The 16758-nt window shown below is 64.5% G+C and carries 15 protein-coding genes; 7 read left to right on the top strand and 8 right to left on the bottom strand.

Annotation, left to right across the window (positions count from 1 at the left end; translation table 11 throughout):
- Window position 1: 1 nt before the first annotated feature.
- From AC3WOB_RS12015 to AC3WOB_RS12040, 6 genes are all read right to left on the bottom strand, one after another.
- A complete protein-coding gene (locus AC3WOB_RS12015) occupies window positions 2-943 on the bottom strand; it encodes a S66 peptidase family protein (protein ID WP_492275349.1) in 942 nt (313 codons plus the stop codon).
- 209 nt (window positions 944-1152) lie between these two features.
- Window positions 1153-1878 (bottom strand): RNA pseudouridine synthase, encoded by a 726-nt coding sequence (locus tag AC3WOB_RS12020; protein WP_013393829.1) that lies wholly within the window; start codon window positions 1876-1878, stop codon window positions 1153-1155.
- Between the two features lie 220 nt (window positions 1879-2098).
- Complete coding sequence (gene ydiK / locus AC3WOB_RS12025; RefSeq protein ID WP_013393830.1) at window positions 2099-3229, bottom strand: AI-2E family transporter YdiK; 1131 nt, start codon at window positions 3227-3229, stop codon at window positions 2099-2101.
- Between the two features lie 159 nt (window positions 3230-3388).
- Window positions 3389-4828, bottom strand: coding sequence for an MltF family protein (locus AC3WOB_RS12030; RefSeq protein WP_492275148.1), 1440 nt, complete (start codon window positions 4826-4828; stop codon window positions 3389-3391).
- Between the two features lie 105 nt (window positions 4829-4933).
- Window positions 4934-5968 (bottom strand): DNA-binding protein, encoded by a 1035-nt coding sequence (locus AC3WOB_RS12035; RefSeq protein WP_492275149.1) that lies wholly within the window; start codon window positions 5966-5968, stop codon window positions 4934-4936.
- 371 nt (window positions 5969-6339) lie between these two features.
- Complete coding sequence (locus tag AC3WOB_RS12040; RefSeq protein WP_492275150.1) at window positions 6340-7623, bottom strand: MFS transporter; 1284 nt, start codon at window positions 7621-7623, stop codon at window positions 6340-6342.
- A 378-nt stretch (window positions 7624-8001) separates the two neighbouring features.
- On the opposite strand from AC3WOB_RS12040, the gene AC3WOB_RS12045 reads away from it, so the two are divergent.
- The 3 genes from AC3WOB_RS12045 to AC3WOB_RS12055 all read left to right on the top strand — a co-directional run bounded on the left by AC3WOB_RS12045 (window position 8002) and on the right by AC3WOB_RS12055 (window position 11678).
- Window positions 8002-8892 carry a LysR family transcriptional regulator gene (locus AC3WOB_RS12045; RefSeq protein WP_492275151.1) on the top strand — a complete coding sequence of 297 codons (891 nt, stop codon included), beginning with the start codon at window positions 8002-8004 and terminating at the stop codon, window positions 8890-8892.
- Between the two features lie 105 nt (window positions 8893-8997).
- Window positions 8998-10080 (top strand): site-specific integrase, encoded by a 1083-nt coding sequence (locus AC3WOB_RS12050; protein WP_492275152.1) that lies wholly within the window; start codon window positions 8998-9000, stop codon window positions 10078-10080.
- Between the two features lie 47 nt (window positions 10081-10127).
- On the top strand, window positions 10128-11678 hold the full coding sequence (locus AC3WOB_RS12055) for a sensor domain-containing diguanylate cyclase (protein WP_492275153.1): 1551 nt from the start codon (window positions 10128-10130) through the stop codon (window positions 11676-11678).
- A 48-nt stretch (window positions 11679-11726) separates the two neighbouring features.
- Here the strand turns inward: AC3WOB_RS12055 and AC3WOB_RS12060 are convergent, their stop codons facing one another.
- On the bottom strand, window positions 11727-11864 hold the full coding sequence (locus tag AC3WOB_RS12060) for a hypothetical protein (protein ID WP_013393837.1): 138 nt from the start codon (window positions 11862-11864) through the stop codon (window positions 11727-11729).
- Between the two features lie 435 nt (window positions 11865-12299).
- Here AC3WOB_RS12060 and AC3WOB_RS12065 point away from each other — a divergent pair, with 435 nt between their 5' ends.
- The 3 genes from AC3WOB_RS12065 to AC3WOB_RS12075 all read left to right on the top strand — a co-directional run bounded on the left by AC3WOB_RS12065 (window position 12300) and on the right by AC3WOB_RS12075 (window position 15068).
- Window positions 12300-12812 carry a GFA family protein gene (locus AC3WOB_RS12065; RefSeq protein WP_013393838.1) on the top strand — a complete coding sequence of 171 codons (513 nt, stop codon included), beginning with the start codon at window positions 12300-12302 and terminating at the stop codon, window positions 12810-12812.
- Window positions 12813-13067: 255 nt separating this feature from the next.
- Window positions 13068-13538 carry a tripartite tricarboxylate transporter TctB family protein gene (locus AC3WOB_RS12070; protein WP_492275154.1) on the top strand — a complete coding sequence of 157 codons (471 nt, stop codon included), beginning with the start codon at window positions 13068-13070 and terminating at the stop codon, window positions 13536-13538.
- 3 nt (window positions 13539-13541) lie between these two features.
- A complete protein-coding gene (locus tag AC3WOB_RS12075) occupies window positions 13542-15068 on the top strand; it encodes a tripartite tricarboxylate transporter permease (RefSeq protein ID WP_492275155.1) in 1527 nt (508 codons plus the stop codon).
- Window positions 15069-15159: 91 nt separating this feature from the next.
- Here the strand turns inward: AC3WOB_RS12075 and AC3WOB_RS12080 are convergent, their stop codons facing one another.
- Window positions 15160-15480, bottom strand: coding sequence for an Rdx family protein (locus AC3WOB_RS12080; RefSeq protein WP_013393841.1), 321 nt, complete (start codon window positions 15478-15480; stop codon window positions 15160-15162).
- Between the two features lie 73 nt (window positions 15481-15553).
- On the opposite strand from AC3WOB_RS12080, the gene AC3WOB_RS12085 reads away from it, so the two are divergent.
- The gene (locus AC3WOB_RS12085; protein WP_013393842.1) at window positions 15554-16753 is read left to right on the top strand and encodes a multidrug effflux MFS transporter; all 1200 of its coding nucleotides are present in this window, start codon (window positions 15554-15556) and stop codon (window positions 16751-16753) included.
- Window positions 16754-16758: the final 5 nt, after the last annotated feature.

Here is a 16758-nt window from a genome sequence, read left to right on the forward strand (position 1 = left end):
CCTAAACGACTACCGCCTGCTCCAGGCGCAACCCGCCGCGCCCCGTGTCCAAAGTCACCTGCGCGCCCAGCGGCAAGGTCAGGTTCGGATCGCCGTGGCCGCTGGGCCATCCCGCCAGCACGGGAATGCCGCGGGAGCGGAATTGGTCCAGTATCAGCGGGTACAGCAGCCCCTGGGCCTGGGCATCGTCGCCCGACACGCCCAGGATCCGGGTGAAGTTGCCGACCAGCACGCCTTTGAGCTCGTCGAACTTGCCGGCGGCCGCCAGTTGGTTCAATAGCCGGTCGATGCGGGGCAAGGCTTCATTGACGTCCTCGATGAAGAGGATGGCGCCGCGGGTGTCGATTTCGTTGTCGGAGCCGATCAGCGCGCCAATCAGCGCCAGGTTGCCGCCGATCAGCCGTCCGGTCGCCGTACCCGATATCAGTTCCGTGGCGGTCGCATACGGGGGCGGCGTAATCCATGCCCCCTGCCCCAACTGGCCGGTGATCATCGACAGCAAATGCGATTCGGTGGGCTCGCGTTTGCCGGCCAGCAGGTCCTGCGCCAGCATCGGCCCATGGAATGTGACGAAGCCTGCGTGTCGCTGCATGGCCAGGTGCAACGCCGTGATGTCGCTGTAACCGATGAACGGCTTGGGATGGCGGCGCAGCAGATCGAAATCCAGCTGGTCCAGCAGGCGCCAGGAGCCGAAGCCGCCCTGCAGGCACCAGACGGCGCCGATCTCGGGCGAGGCGAAGGCGGCGTGCAGGTCGGCCAGCCTGTCGACGTCCGCGCCAGCCAGATAGTCATAGGGCGCGTCCAGCCGCGAGCGTGACGCCGGCATGACCTGCGGGTCGTAGCCGCGCGCCAGCAGCCATTCGGCGGCATCGTCCGCGGCATTCAGCGCGGCGGACGCCGGCGCCACGATGGCGATGCGCGCGCCGGGCTTGAGTGCGGGCACCGGCGCCACGCTGCCGTTGACTAGCGGGGGTGCCGCCGATCCGGGCTTGGCCGATTGCGGCATACGGCGCGGCGGCTTGGGCGCAGCGCAGCCGGCCAGGGCGGCGGACAGGCACAGCCCCCCTGCGTTGATCAGAAAACTCCTGCGTCCGGGACTAGGCTCCGGTCGCCAGCCTTGCGGCGCTTGTTCCATGGTCATTCCTGCTGCCGTCAGAAGCGTTCGTATTCCAGGCGGTAGCGCCACTGTCCGGGAACCAGCCCTGCCATGGGCAGACGGCCGATGCGGATGCGCCGCAGGGCCTGCAGGCGCAATCCGGCCGCGTCGCATACGTATTCGATGAATCCGGGCGCAGGCGTCTTCAAGGCGAAGCGCAGGTGGGTCTCGTTCTGCCAACTGACCTTCATGGGCGTGGCGGCGCGGCCGTCATAAGCCATCCCGCGCTGCAGGCGCGCCAGATCGGCAGCGCTGAGCTGGCCGGATACCTGCGCCACGTACTCCTGCTCGACGTAGCGCCCTTCCTCCACCAGCTTGCGCGCCACCGGATATTCCTGCGTGTAGACGACCAGGCCGCTGGCCGCGCGCTCCAGCGGCGTGACAAGCTTCAGGCCGTTGAACATGCGCTTCAGATAGCGTTGCCCGGATCGGTCGCCGGGCATCAGGTTCTCGGGCAGGATCAGGTCGCGCGCCGAGCCGGGCTCGTCGTTGGCGTAAATGCCCGCGGGCTTGTGCAGCAGGATGGTGACAGGCCGCACATCTTCCAGGCGCGCGCCGGGCAGGAGGCCGACGGATTGGCCGGGCTCGACGCGAAAGCCTGGTTCCTCGACCGGCTTGCCGTCCACCGCGGCCCATCCGCCTTCTATGTATCGTTCGGCGTCGCCGCGCGAGCACGACAGTTCCTCGGCCAGGCGCTTGGCCAGGCGTACGCTTGCGCTCATTGCGTCACCGCCTTGTGGAGAGAGGCTGCGGAATCGGTCCAGGTAGCGGACCAGAAAGGAAAGCCGTCTTGGAGCGGCGCCAGAGGGTGCATCGTCATGAAGTATTGCCGGGGTGTTGCCAGGAAAGCGGGCCATGGGCCCGCGACGTGAGGCAGATGTTACGCCCTTCCCTGGCCTGCTGCCCGGCGCGCCCGATTGATCTTGGAGGGCGCCTGCCGTTCTAGACCGGCGGGAATCCGGCCCGCTCCGCGGGCGTCTCGGCCGGCTGCGCTTCGGTGGCCAGCGCGCTCGGCGGCGGCACTTCGTCGATCCAGGCCTTGAGCAGCGTATGGGTCACCGCCAGGATCACCGGACCGATGAACAGGCCCACGATGCCGAACGCGAACAGGCCGCCCAGCACGCCCACCAGGATCAGCAGCAGCGACAGGTTGACCCCGCGCTTGATGAGCAACGGCCGCAGCAGGTTGTCCAGCATCGCCACCAGCACCGCCCAGACCAGCAGCACCGCGGCCGCCAGCTTCATGTCGTTCTGGAATAGCCAGACCACGCCGCCCAGCATGGGCAGAAAAGGCCCAAGCTGCGCCAGGCACAGCATCACCATCAGCGCGGTGAGGATGCCTGCGGCCGGCACGCCCGCGATCCACAGGCCGATGCCGCCCAGGCCGGACTGCACCACGGCGGTGACGACGATGCCCAGCGCCACGGCGCGTATCGCCTGCCCGGCCAGCTTGACCGCCGCCAGGCCGCGCTGGCCCGCCAGCCGGTTGAAGAAGCGCCGCACGAAGTCGACCGCCACCTCGCCCTTGGTATAGAGGATGCCGGCCACGACCACCGTGATCAGCATGTGCATCATGAAGGCGCCGACGATGGCGGCGTGCCCCAGCAGCCATGTCACGGCGCTGGTCAGGTAGGGTTCCAGCTTGGCCAGCAGGCCGCCGGCGCCGGCGTCGGAAAGCGTCTGCCATTCGTGCGCGATCTTGGGGCCGACCAAGGGAATCCCCTGGACCCAGGCGGGCGGCGCCAGCAGCGCGTAGTCGGGCAGGCTCTTGACCGCCGCCATGATCGTGCCGCTATGCAGCGCCAGCGTCGAGATCACCTCGTACAGCGGCAGCACGATGACGAACAGAAGGATGACCAGCATCGTCAGCGTGCCGATCCAGCGCCGCCCGCCGCAATAGCGCTGTATCGCCAGCATGACCGGCCAGGTGGCCACGACGATGGTGGTGGCCCAGACCAGCCCGGGCAGGAAGGGGCGCAGGATGTAGAGGCTGCCCGCCATGAGGCCGGCCAGGATCACGATGACAAGAATGATGCGGGCGAGATCGACCGTCTGGCGTGGAAGAGGATTCAACCGCTGCTCCTGACAGGGCCCGTGGCCCTGATCTGTGGCGCATCGATGCCGGCGGGGCGTCTGCCGGATGGGTGCATGCGGATGCGCCTGTGGCGAATTTATCCGAAATTCCCGCGGACATATACCGCGGACGCCCGCAAGCCGTGGGAACGCCCCGCCCTAGCCCGGCGCCGCGCCCGCGCCCTGGGCGCGGATCAACGTATAGGCGATGTAGTACTTGTAGATGTTGCTCACGTATTGCACCGTTTCGCGCCCGATGCGTTCGGCCGCCACGCGCTCGACGTTGTCGAACCAGACATTCGGGTCCAGTCCCTTGGCGGCGGCTTCCTTGCGCAGCTGGCTGATCCGGCCCGGTCCGGCGTTATAGGCCGCGAAGGCGAACAAGCCCTTGTTCAAATCGGTCATGGGTTCCTTGGCGTAGTACTGGTCGATCATGAAGCGGATGTACTTGACGCCGCCATGGATGTTGTATTTCTCGCGCCGGATATCGCCGACTTTCAGTTCCTTGCCGGTGGCCGGCATGATCTGCATGACGCCGATCGCCCCGACCGAGCTCTTGGCGTCCTGGTCCAGCCTGGACTCCTGGTAGCCCTGCGCCATCATGAGCAGCCAGTCGATGTTGTATTGGTCGCCGTACTTGCGGAAGAAGTCCGCCAGGCGGTGGAATTTCTCGATTTCCTCGGGGTCGGTGGCGGCCTTTACCCACTTTACGGATTTCAGGTACTTGGTCAGCTGCTGATTGCCGAACGACGTGCCGATGCGGTTCTTCTCCATGAAGGGGTTCAGCACCGCCGCGAGCTTGGGGGAGTTCTTGCGGAAGGCGAAAGCGATATCGTTGCCGCTGTCGACCTCCAGGTTTTCATAGACCCGGATCTGCGGGAATATCTGCTTCCAGAAATTGGCCAGATAGCGGTCGGCGACGGTGTACTTGACCAGGTCCGCGCTGGCCATCTCCAGGATGTCATCGGTCTCGAAGGTGCCAGGCGCGTCGCGGATGATGGCAGGCTTGAGCCCGCGGGACTGGAGGTCCGCGTTCAATTGCTTGACGCTGCCGTAGTAGCTGCTGACCGGGCTGATGAAGATCTCCTGCCCGGCCAGATCGTCCAGCGACTTCAGCTCGGGCGCCCCGGGCGAGGCGACTATGAGTTCCCGCACGCCACTCGCCAGGGGCGTGGAGAAGTCCACCAGCTTCTGGCGCTCGTCGGTGATCGTCAAATTGGCCGCAATGATGTCGCCCTTGCCCGCCAGCAGGTCGGGAATGAGGCGTTCGCGCGAGGTAGGCAGGAACACCACGTACACGCGGATGTTCTTGGTCTTGAGCTGCTTGTTCAGGTCGTTCTCGAACGCAGTCATCATGTCCGCGATGATGCCGCGCTGGGTGCCGCCCTTGTCCAGGAAGTACAGCGTCTTGTTGTAGGGCACCAGCACCCGGACCTGGCGCCGCTTGACCATGCCGTCGAAATCGCCGGTCCAGGGTTTGACGTTGTAGGCCAGCGCCAGCGGGTCGCCCTTGCCCTTCGCCGGCTGGGCATACCCGGCCGTTGGAGGCAACCATTGCAACAGCGCGCAAAGCATCAAGGCAATCACGCGAAATGACATAGTTCCTCCGGCAGGCCCGGTCGTGCTGCTACGCTTTTCGTACGCCGCGCGGCGAGGCGCTTCGCGCGGCCCGCCGTGTCTATAACAATAATCCGAATCGAGGCGCTAGGGATGGGAATTATCGGGCGGGGCAAGCGCCGCATCCTGCCTCTGGACTTGCGCCATCAGATGCCGGGTCAATTCGCCCAGCTGCGCGTCCTTTCCTTTCAGTTGCGCCAGGTACTCGGACGAGCGCTGCTCGGCGGCCGCGAGCCTGGCTTCGAGCGATTGTTCGCGCTCACGGGCCGCCGCCAGGGCTGCGCTCGCCGCTGCCTGGTCAGCCTGCTGTTGCATTTGCAGGGCCTGGACGTTGGCGCGCAAGCCCTGCGCGTCCTGCTCTGCCTGCCGGCGCTGATCTTGCTCCTGCTCCAATCCCTTGCGGGCCTGGGCCGCCTGTTGTTGGCTGGCCGCTTGCGCTTCGTCCAGCCGCGCCTGCAGCCGCTTGACGGCGCCGCGCTCGCCGTCCAGCTCGTTCAGCCAGCGGCGCTCATGGGCGGCGTGACGGGTTTCGGTTGCTGCGAGCGCCTGGGCATGTTGCGCGCGGATATTCTCGCTTTCCGCCAGCGCAGCCTGGGTGGCGCTGCGGGCGTCTTCCAATTGCAGTTGGTTCCGCTTGAGCAATTCGTCACGTTGCCGCAGCTGCTGTTCGGCTGCTTGCAGCCGGTCTTCGGCGGCGGCCAATTGGGCAGTGGCTACCCTGAGCGCTTCCTGCAAATCCTGTTCGCGATGCGCAAGCTGGGTTTCGCGTTGTTGTAGCTGTTCGGCGTCGGACGCCAACTGCTCCCCTTCCCGCGCCAGTTCTTCCCAGCGTCCACGATAAGCCTGTTCCTGTTGTGCACGGGCCTCGGCCAAGGCGGCTTCCCAGAAGTGGGCCGCCGCCTGGGCCACTGGGTCCGGCACCGCTGCGGGCGCGGCGAACGCGCCCGGGTCCTTGATGCGCGCGCCTAACGAGCGAAACCAGGTTTCCAGGTAAGGACTGACGGTATTGGGCGATCCGCGGCCTATCTTTTGCCGCACGCGCTCGATGGTGGGCCGCGCGCCCTCCAGCAGCAAGGCGTCGGCGGCGGTCCAGACGTCAGTTTCGGTAATTCCGGTGGCCATGCGCTTGCTCCGTGCCCGGTTCAGCATCTGTAGGATATTTACTCACGATAATGGAACCTTATCGTGAGTAATTTCATATTTATGTTAGATATCATACAGCATACATAATGAAATGTATGAAATATGATTTCCTACAGATTTCGGACCCGGGCGGCCCTGCTGCCATGCACTTCGCGCCGCCCAATGAACACGCGCGGTAGGGACTCCAGCCCTCGCCGAGCGCGGCCGCACCCTATTCGTCCGGGAACGCGAGCTACTGGGGGCGGCGGTGACGCGTTTTGGCGCCCTACCGCTGCGTGCCGGAGCCGGCGACGAGCGGCGGGATGGAGGTATGGCGCAATACGATTCCCTGTTGCCGCTCGTGCTTTTTGTCAGACGGATGCGGGCGACTGCAGATGCGCTTCTTTGCCAGCGTCCTGATCCAGCGCTTTGCGTGTTTTCTCGGGATCCAGCACCATCAAGGCGAGGATGCTCATCCCTACCGCCACCGCCCCGCACACCGTGAAGAACTGTCCGAAGCCGGCGAGGACGTCTCCGCCGGTGGCGGAGATCATGTAGCCGATCAAGGCGGGGGCCAGGATCCCGCCAGTGGTAATAATGCCGTTGTAGATCGCCAGCATGGAGGCTCGTTGCGAATCCGGCGACAGGTACGCAACGATTGCGAACCCGAACGCGGGCATGATGTTTATGGCGATCGAGCCGGCGAAGAACAACGCCAAGGTCGCCGGCATGCTTCCGCCTACGTACTGCAGTCCAAGGTATATCGCGCCCCCCACCATGCAGGCAAAGAGCGGAGGCCGGACCATTGCCTTCCTGAACGAGGCGCCTTTCTGCAATGCCCTCTTGCTGCGCGCCGACGCAATCAGATTGGTGAGAATGACCGCCAGGGTCGTCGATATGAGGTAGGCAGACATCTGCGCAGGGCTTAGCCCCACTCCTTTCTGCAGAAAGACGGGCAGCCAACTGACGGCCAGAACGTTCGGTATGTATCCGATGAAACCCATCACCGCAATCATCAGGAACGACCTGCTCAGCAACATGCGGCGGTACGACACCCTTGAGTTTGCTTCGCCCGCCGCCTGCTCGCCAATCGAGCCTTCCCGGCCAAATGGCAGCCAGAGCGCGACCCAAACCACGCTGACCACGCCTAGCAACAGATAGGAGAGCCGCCAGCCTAGGTGCTGGATGGACAACGGCATGACTGCGCTGGCAAGCAATCCGCCCAACAGCATGCTGACCTGTATCAGCGTCGAGACGCCGATACGTTCATTGGCTGGATACCACTTGAAGCCGGCATGCTGAGTGGTGGCGGTTGCAGGCCCCGTTGCGGCTCCCAACAACACTCGGCTGGCGACGAGCGCGGCGAAGCTGCTGACGAAACTGACGATGAACTGCGCAGCGGCCCACAGCAGCGACATGGCCAGCAAGATCCATTTGGTCTTGACTCTATTGGCGAGGAAGCCAACCGCCACGCCGGCAAAGGAGTAAACGAAGTAGAACGCACTGCCTGCGAATCCAAACTCCACGGGCGTCAAGCCCAAGTCATGGATGATGGACGGACCGGCAAAGGCAAAAATCAGCTTATCCAGGGTGCAGATGACCGCAACGGCCATCACCATGGTCAGGGTGAAGCGTCGATAAGGAGGGTTTTTCATGGCAGTCTCGATCCTTGCCCAGCACTGTTATATCGATTTCCATATTCGAAAAACATTACGAATATGAATAAATTGATTGATGGGTTCTTGAAATCGCCATCGCTGAGAAAATTCTCGGTAAAAATCGGCAGCGATTGCCGATCGATCATGTCACCTTTGTTGGGCAGATCTCACGACTTTTTTTTGATCAAAAAACTTTTGGTTGTGGCCCAAGTCAGGTGCAAGGGAAAATTCCTCACAAGGGTGCGGTAGCCAGAAGTAGAATCCCCCCGCTTAGGAGCGCCACAGAATGAAGAAATCGGGGATTACGTATCGTTGGATCAGAGAGGCCAGCAGCCGCGCGAAACCCGGATCGACGCAACCCGTGCCCCAGGTTTCATGAAACTAAACCAATTGCGGGCCTTTCTGGCTGTTGTGGAGACACGCAACATCAACCGCGCAGCCGATCGATTGCATCTCACTCAATCGGCCGTAAGTAAATCGCTGAGAGAACTGGAAGCAGATCTGGAAGTGCCGCTCCTGGTGCGGACCGCGCAAGGGATGCGGCTGACAGAGGCCGGCGCCGCGATTGCCGACCGGGCGCGCTTGATAAATGCGGAGGTCGCGCGCGCTCGCCAGGATATTGCGGCGCTAAAGGGACGCCTCACTGGCGCATTGACCATCGGCGTCGCGCCGGTGGCTGGCACTGCCGGTGTGGCGAAGGCGATTCTGGAATTCAGGAAACGGAACGCCGATGTCCAGATCACGATTGTCGAAGAGCGGCCAGGCAAACTGCTCACTTTGATGCGGGATGGGACGCTTGATTTCGCCATATCGACCGAGATGCCTGCGGAGTCTGCCGCTTGCTCGGCGATTCCACTGTCGACGGTAAAGACGATGATTGGGGTCAGGCCCGGCCATCCCGCCCTGAACGTCACCACTCTTGAGGAAATTCTGCATTATGAGTGGATTACACTCGACCCGATAAGTGACGAGACCTCGCCCTTGGTCAGGTGTTTTCAGATGCTGGGCTGCGCATTGCCCGAACGGATTATTCATTGCGCGTCGATCGGACTGTATATAGAGCTGGCAAGGAATTCGGACGCAATCAGCATATGGTCGGCTACGCCATTCAACATGGCCGCATTTCGTCAGGTCCTCTCCCCGCTTGCTCTCACTGATAATCTCCCGGACCGAAACATCTGTTTATTGAGCAGGGATTTTCACCTCCTGAGCCAAGCCGCCAAGGGTCTTATGAAGGAAATAAAGGCTGCTTTTTTCCAGGCCTGACGGCAACGTCATAATGCTTTCCGGGGCAATCTATAATGCATCCGAAAGATCATGCCAAGTACACAATAATAGGCATGAAAGAAGATTGCCCCTACTCATCCGCCCATGACACAGCTGAAATCGCAGGCGCCGCTGCCCGCCTTGGACCCACTCACCCTGGACGCCCAGGCCGATGCCGCGGCCAGCGCCCTGCTGCGCGAAGGCAGCTCGGCCAACACGGTTGCCAGCTACCGCGCCGCCATCCGCTACTGGAGCGCATGGTTCGAGCTGCGCTATTCCCGTCCCTTCGCCCTGCCCGTCCCGGAAGCCGCGGTGATTCAGTTCGTGGTCGACCATGCCCAGCGCTCGACCGAGCAAGGGCTCAAATGGGAGTTGCCTTTGGCGCTGGACCAGGAGCTGGTGCGGCTCAAGGCCAAAGGCAGGCTCGGCGCGCCCAGCCTAAACACGCTGTTGCAGCGCATATCGGTGCTGTCGAAGGCGCATGAACTGCACGGCCACCCCAACCCCTGCCGTGCTGCGGCGGTGCGCGAATTGCTCTCTCGGACGCGCCGCGCCTACGCCCGGCGCGGCGTGGCGCCGGCCAAGAAGGTGGCGCTGACGCGCGAGCCGCTGGAAGCCATGCTGGCGACCTGCGACGATTCCTTGCGCGGAGTGCGCGACCGCGCCCTGCTCCTGTTCGCCTGGGCCAGCGGCGGCCGCAGGCGCTCCGAGGTGGTGTGCGCGACGATGGAAAACACGCGGCGCACGGCCGAGGGCTTCTTGTTTGCGCTGGCGCATTCCAAGACCAATCAATCGGGCGCCGCCCGTGCCAACGACCAGAAGCCCATCGTCGGCGTGGCGGCCCAGGCGCTCGATGCATGGCTGCGCGCCAGCGGCATCACGCAAGGCCCGCTGTTCCGGCGGGTGCGGCGCGGCGACGTGCTGGGCGAGCCGCTGGCCGCGGCCGCGGTGCGGGACATCGTGCTGGAACGCTGCAAGCTGGCCGGGCTGGAGGGCGACTATTCAGCTCACAGCCTGCGTTCCGGATTCGTGACCGAGGCGGGCCGCCGGAACGTGCCGCTGGGCGACACCATGGCCATGACCGGCCACGCCAGCGTGGCCACCGTGATGGGTTACTTCCGCGCCGGGGCGGCGGCCGAATCACCCGCGGCCCGCTTGCTGGACGAACCGGACGCTCCGCGCGGGTAAAATCGCGCGCACTCGCCGCAATCCGAATTCAGCCTGACACGATCCACATGCGAATCAACCTACGCGGGCTGGTGCTTGCGCTTACCGTATTCAGCGCCCTCGCCGCCACCGCCAACGCCCTGTACGCCAGCTATCGGGTGCAGCGCGAACAACTCATCGCCAACACGCTGGAAGCCAACCGGGTCTACGCCGCCAAGCTGGCCGCAAGCGCCGGCACCTTTCTGGATTCGGCCCTGCGGCAGCTGGAATACAGCGCCCGCTACGTGGCGGCGCGCTTCGATTCGCGGGAATTGCTGGCCGTGGAAGTTGAGCGCCTGCGCGAGCAGACCGACAGCTTCAACTCCGTGGGCATCGTGCGCGCCGACGGCATCATGCTGGCCGCCAGCCAGGGCATCCGCAACTTCGAGGGTTCGCGGGTCGACAATGCCAGCAGCCGCATGGCGCTGCAAACGCGCAAGCCGCTGATCAGCAAGCCCTATGTGTCCATTGCCGGCAATCTGCTGATCAACGTTTCCCATCCGATTCATTCGGAGAGCGGCGCCTACCTGGGTTATGTCTCAGGCACGATCTACCTGCGCGACGAGGGAGCCTTGCATAATCTGTTGGGCAAGCATCCCTACCAGGACGGCTCCTATCTGTATGTGGTGGACAGCGATGGGCGGCTGATCTATCACCTCGACAGTAAACGCGTGGGCGAGGATGTGAGCGGCAACCCGGTGGTGGCGGCGGTGATGCGGGGCGAGGACGGCGCGCAGCGCCTGGTCAATACGCACGGCGTGGACATGCTGGCGGGATATGCCCACGTGTCGCGCAGCGGCTGGGGCGTGGTCGCGCAGCGTCCCGCGCAGGCCACGCTGGAACCCTTGAACGACCTCATCTGGGCGCTGATCCGCTACGCGGCGCCCTTCGCCCTGCTGTTCCTGCTGGCGATCTGGTGGTGCGCGCGCAAGATCTCGCAGCCCTTGTCGCAGTTGGCGACCAATGTGGAGCATCACGACATGGCGGTGGCGATGCAACGGGTGCGCTCGGTGCAAGCCTGGTATTTCGAGGCCGAACGCCTGAAGCGCGCAGTGATCAGGAGCTACACCAACCTGCAGGACAAGATCGGCAAGCTCAATCAAGCCAGCATCACCGATCCCCTGACCGGGCTGCGCAACCGCCGCGGTACGCTGCAGGCGGTGGAGACGTTGCAGGCAGCCGAAACGCCCTTTGCCGTGATCGCGCTGGACATCGACCACTTCAAGCGGGTCAACGATACCTACGGCCACACGGCTGGCGACGAAGTGATTCAGGGCATGGCGCAGCTGATGCGCGACTGTTCGCGCCCGACCGACATACTCTGTCGTAGCGGGGGCGAGGAATTCCTGATCCTGCTGCCCGGCGCGGGGGCCAAGGAGGCGGCGGGCATGGCCGAGCGCCTGCGCAGAAGGACGGAGACGCACCGCCTGAAGGGCGCGCTGGAGATCACGGTGTCGGCCGGCGTGGCGCAATGGCCGGCGGGCAGCGCGGATGTCGACACGGTGTTTCAAGCCGCCGATGCCGCGCTGTATGCGGCCAAACAGCAGGGGCGCAACCGCGTGGTGACACACGCGGCCTGACGCCCCTGCCCGCCGGGCGGCAAACTCAGGGGCTGATTTGGCGCCGGGTCAGGCGTCCTTGTCTTCGGCGGAGTCCGCGTCCACGGCAGCGACCTTGATGTCCGCTTCCTTGTTGGTCTCGGGCGCCTTCCAGTCCAGGGGCGGAATCTCGAATTGCCACTTCTTGCCGACGAGTTGATGAGACATGAACGTTCTCCTGTTCAGGGCGCATGGCTTTCCCCCGCACTAAGCGCAATGCATGAAATTCGTGCGTGCCATGGATGCTGTTCCAATGGATGCCATTGGGGCGCGGGGGGCATGCGCGCAGGCAACGCAAACGAAAATGGCGGCCGCAGCCGCCAGCGACTTTTTCGGCGCTTGGTTTTGTTGTGATTTTGCCGAAAGTTGTCGTATTTTAGCATCGTATTGCCTGAAAAAGCAATGCTGCCGCTGGCGGCCGCCCTGCCTAGGCGGCTGCCGGACGTTCGCTTTCGGACGGAAGGCCAGGCCCCGGACGCGTGCGCATGGGCCTCGGCCGCCGCGATATTGACGCAAATCCCCCCGGCATCGTGACGCGATTGCCACTGCCCGCCCGCCTGCCGCCTCAATACACTGGCTGCACCCCTTCAAAGGAGACTCATCGTGACCCAAGCTCCCATCGAAGGCGGCTGCGATTGCGGCGCTGTGCGTTACCGCCTCGCCAGTCCGCCCATGTTCGTGCATTGCTGCCATTGCACCTTGTGCCAGCGCCATTCCGGCACCGCCTTCGCCATGAACGCGGTGATCGAATCCAACCGCGTGCGCAGCTTGCAGGGCGAGGTGTGCCGCCATCCCGCGGACCGGACCGCCGATGACGGCGAGACTGTCGTGATCGTGCGTTGCGCAGCCTGCGCAGGATTGTTGTGGAGCCATCATCCGGGCTATGGCGAAACGGTGGCGCTGATATACGCCGGCACGCTGGACCGCGCCGCCGATTTTCCGCCTGGCGCGCATTGCTTTGTGCGTTCCAAGCATCCGTGGGTGGGCATCCCGGACAATGTGCCGGCGGCCGACGAGTTCTATGACATGGACGCCTGCTGGCCCGAGGCAGCCAAGCAGCGCCTGGACGCCGCCTTGGCCGGCAGCCAGCGCAAGCCCTGGGTGCCCAAGGGCTGAACACGCGCCGCGACTCAATTCCTTCTTCTCATCGTTGTAGCCGTCTGCGCATTGCGCAAGGCATTGCCCTGCCCGCGGTTCCCACGCGGCCTAGGGATTTCCCCCGTTTTGGCCGGAAAAAGGCCTGTTTTGCACATTGCCCGTCCACCTGAAAGGTGAACGGAAGTTTGGATTCCTAGACTTCCGCGTTCAATCAAAAGTCAGCTTTTGTTCAGAACGTAGTCAGGCAAAAGCACAACAACGGGAGGACTACAGATGCAATCCAAACGCAGCGCCGCGCGGCGCGAGGCCTGGGCGGCCGGCACGATGATCGTGCTGGGCCTGGGCGCCATCGCGCAGGCATCCACCTACAACATCGGCAGCCTTGCGCGCATGGGGCCGGGCATGTTCCCCGCCATCCTGGGCGTGCTGCTGGTGCTGCTGGGCTTGATGATCGCGCGCATGGCCGCGGCTCCCGCGGCCGTGGAGGAAGAGGCCGAAGACGAGCCGCCGCCAGACTGGCGCGGCTGGGGCTGCATCATCGGCGGACTCATGACCTTCATCCTGTTGGGCAAGTACGGCGGTCTGGTGCCCGCGACCTTTGCGCTGGTCTTCATTTCCGCAATGGGCGACCGTCAGCACACGCCGCGCAGCGCGGCCTTGCTGGCCGCGGGCGTGACCGTGCTGGGCGTGGCCGTGTTCTCCTGGGCGCTGCAGTTGCAGTTCCCGCTGTTCCGCTGGGGCTGATCGATGGAAATCCTCAACAACCTGATGCACGGGTTCTCCGTCGCCTTCGCGCTGGACAACCTGATGTGGGCCGCCTTCGGCGTGTTCATGGGCAACCTGATCGGCGTGCTGCCGGGCATGGGCGTGCTGGCCGCGATCTCCATCCTGCTGCCGCTTACCTACACCATGACGCCGACGGCGGCGCTGGTGATGCTGTCGGGCATCTACTACGGTTCGCAGTATGGCGGCGGCATTACCTCCATCATGCTGAACCTGCCCGGCACCGCCTCGCACGCGGTGGCCTGCCTGGACGGCAATCCGCTGGCGCGCAACGGCAAGGCAGGCTCGGCGCTGTTCATGCTGATGTTCTCGTCGTTCTGCGGCGCGTCGGTGGGCATTCTGGCGATGATCCTGTTTTCGCCGATGCTGGTGGACGTGGCCTTCAAGTTCGGTCCCGCCGAGTACTTCTCCATGATGATGCTGGGCCTGCTGGCTGGCGCGACCCTGGCCAAGGGGTCGGCGATCAAGGGCGTGGCGATGGTGGTGGTGGGACTGCTGCTGGGCGTGGTGGGCACCGACGTCAACACGGGCACGATGCGCTTTCACTTCGGCATTCTTGAACTGTCCGATGGCCTGCAGATCGTGGCGCTGGCCATGGGCCTGTTCGGCGTGGCGGACTTCCTGAAGAACATCAACCGCATCGGCGGCGACGCCAAGGTGACCACCGCCAAGATCAGCATGAAGTCGATGCGGCCCGAAGCCGGCGACATCAAGCAATCGCGCGGCGCGCTGGTGCGCGGCACGGCCATCGGCGCGGCTTTCGGCATCCTGCCTGGCACCGGCCCCACCATCGCCTCGTTCATTTCGTATGCGACGGAAAAGAAGGTGGCGCGCGAGCCGCGCCGCTTCGGGCGCGGCGCCATCGAGGGCATCGCGGGGCCGGAAGCGGCGACCAGCGCATCGACGCAGACCAGCTTCATTCCCACCATGAGCCTGGGCATCCCGGGCGACCCGGTGATGGCGCTGATGCTGGGCGCGCTGATCATCCACGGCATCCAGCCGGGACCGCAGATGATGGTGGAGCACGCCGACATGTTCTGGGGGCTGATCGCCAGTTTCTGGGTCGGCAACGTGCTGTTGCTGCTCTTGAACCTGCCATTGATCGGCATGTGGGTGCGGTTGTTGACGGTGCCATTCCGCTATCTGTTCCCGGCGGCGCTGTTCTTCGTCTGCGTCGGTGTCTACAGCACCAACAACAATCTGTTCGACGTGGCCATGGTGACCTTGTTCGGCGCGGCAGGCTATGCGCTGATCCGCCTGCGCTTCGAGCCCGCGCCGCTGTTGCTGGGTTTCGTGCTCGGCCCCATGGTGGAAGAGAACTTCCGCCGCGCCCTGCTGCTGTCGCGCGGCGATCTGGCGATCTTCGTGACGCGGCCCATCAGCCTGGGTTTCGTGGCGGCCTGCGTGGGATTGATCGCTTTGCTGGTGATGTCGGCGGTGCGCCAACGCAAGGGCCGCGAGGCTTTGAAGCAAGCGGAGTCTTCGGTGTAGCCGCGCGAGCGCTCACTTTGCATCGGCCGGCCTCGCGGGGTCGGCCGTTGCATGCTCTGGGCCCGTGCAAGGCCCCGTACAAGAGTACAGGCTAGGCGTCAGGCGTGGCCAGCGGCCCGGCAGTGTGGCCGTCGATATGGCCCAGTGTGCGTCCAGGATCAAGACGGTCGCGCACGCGCTGCTTCAGCTCTTTGGCCGAGGGAAATCCGCCATCGCTCTTGCGGTCCCAGATCAGGTCGCCGTTGTAGGTGACCTGGAAAATCCCGCCGGTGCCGGGCTGCAGCACGACCTCGCCCAGGTCGGTGGAGAACGTCGACAGGAGTTCCTGAGCCATCCAGCCGGCGCGCAGCAGCCACTGGCACTGCGTGCAGTAATGGATGACGATGCGGGGTCGGAGGGCGGGTGCATTCATAGGAAGAAGATTCTACGCCGGTTCATGGATAATATCGGGTTTTCCCGGGTTCGCTACGGACCCCGAGCCTGCCATGAAGTCTGCATTATCCCCTCGCGGCCAACGCTGGCTGATCGGTCTCTTGATGGGACTGGTCACGCTCACGCCGATGGGCATCGATATCTATCTGCCCTCCCTGCCCACCATGGCGCAGGACTATGGCCAGCCCGTCACCGCGCTGCAAGCCAGCATCACCTTGTTCATCTTCGCCGTGGGCGTGGGCCAGATCCTGATCGGCCCGCTGGCCGACCGATATGGCCGCCGGCCCGTGGCGCTGGGCGGTGCGCTGGCCTATCTGCTGGGCTCGGCGCTGGGCGCCTCGGCCAGTTCGCTGGAGGTGTTCTACGTCGCGCGCGTGATCCAGGGGCTGGGCGCCTGCTCGGCCTCGCTGGTGGCCTTCGCGGCGGTGCGCGACTGCTTCAGCCCCGCAGTGGGCGCGCGCGTCTACAGCTATCTCAATGGCGCGCTGTGCACCGTGCCCGCGCTGGCGCCCATGGTGGGCGGCGCATTGGCCGTCCACGCGGGTTGGCGCAGCACCTTTGTCTTCATGGTGCTGTTCGCGTTGACGCTGGCGGGTTTTCTGGCGATCCGTTTCGAGGAGACGCGGGCCAAGCCCGCCAAGCCGCAAGGCGCGCTCTACAGCCTGCGCCGCTATGCGCCGATCGCAGCCAGCGGCCGTTTTCTGTATTTCGCGGCGTTCGGCATGGCCGGCATGGCGATGATCCTGGTGTTCGTCTCCGCTGCGCCGGTGGTGCTGGTGCAGCAGCTGGGTTATTCCGAGCTGGGTTTTTCCGCCTGGTTCGGCGGCAACGCGGCGATCAACATTGGGGCCTTCTTCCTCGCGCCCGCCTTCATCTCCCGTTTTGGCCGCCATACCATGGTGCGCGTGGGTATGGCTGCCCTGCTTGCGGCGGCGGCCATGCATCTGGCCGCATGGCTGTGGCTGCCCTTGTCGGCCTGGGTCTTCATGCTGCCGGTGGCCGTGCTGACCGTGGGCTTTTCATTGGCGCTGGGTTCGGGCCTTAGCCTGGCGCTGGAGCCCTTCGCCGAACGCGCCGGCACCGCCGCCGCGGTGTATGGCCTTTTCCAGATGAGCGGATCGGCCGTCATCGCCACCGTCCTGCTGGATAGCGGCATGTCGCCGCAATTGGCCATGGCGCTGATCGGCGCCGTCATCGTCGGGCCGCTGCTGTGCCTGTCGCCCGGCATGGCGCGGCGCTTGGCCGCGGGCTGAGGGCC

It is taken from the genome of Achromobacter sp. FW305-C-30-7 (genome assembly GCF_058783105.1).

Bases quoted from the DNA above. Each gene is read 5' to 3' on its own strand.
- AC3WOB_RS12020 (WP_013393829.1), bottom strand. From the start codon at position 1,878: ATGAGCGCAAGCGTACGCCTGGCCAAGCGCCTGGCCGAGGAACTGTCG.
- AC3WOB_RS12030 (WP_492275148.1), bottom strand. From the start codon at position 4,828: ATGTCATTTCGCGTGATTGCCTTGATGCTTTGCGCGCTGTTGCAATGG.
- AC3WOB_RS12035 (WP_492275149.1), bottom strand. From the start codon at position 5,968: ATGGCCACCGGAATTACCGAAACTGACGTCTGGACCGCCGCCGACGCC.
- AC3WOB_RS12040 (WP_492275150.1), bottom strand. From the start codon at position 7,623: ATGAAAAACCCTCCTTATCGACGCTTCACCCTGACCATGGTGATGGCC.
- AC3WOB_RS12045 (WP_492275151.1), top strand. From the start codon at position 8,002: ATGAAACTAAACCAATTGCGGGCCTTTCTGGCTGTTGTGGAGACACGC.
- AC3WOB_RS12050 (WP_492275152.1), top strand. From the start codon at position 8,998: ATGACACAGCTGAAATCGCAGGCGCCGCTGCCCGCCTTGGACCCACTC.
- AC3WOB_RS12055 (WP_492275153.1), top strand. From the start codon at position 10,128: ATGCGAATCAACCTACGCGGGCTGGTGCTTGCGCTTACCGTATTCAGC.
- AC3WOB_RS12060 (WP_013393837.1), bottom strand. From the start codon at position 11,864: ATGTCTCATCAACTCGTCGGCAAGAAGTGGCAATTCGAGATTCCGCCC.
- AC3WOB_RS12070 (WP_492275154.1), top strand. From the start codon at position 13,068: ATGCAATCCAAACGCAGCGCCGCGCGGCGCGAGGCCTGGGCGGCCGGC.
- AC3WOB_RS12075 (WP_492275155.1), top strand. From the start codon at position 13,542: ATGGAAATCCTCAACAACCTGATGCACGGGTTCTCCGTCGCCTTCGCG.
- AC3WOB_RS12080 (WP_013393841.1), bottom strand. From the start codon at position 15,480: ATGAATGCACCCGCCCTCCGACCCCGCATCGTCATCCATTACTGCACG.
- AC3WOB_RS12085 (WP_013393842.1), top strand. From the start codon at position 15,554: ATGAAGTCTGCATTATCCCCTCGCGGCCAACGCTGGCTGATCGGTCTC.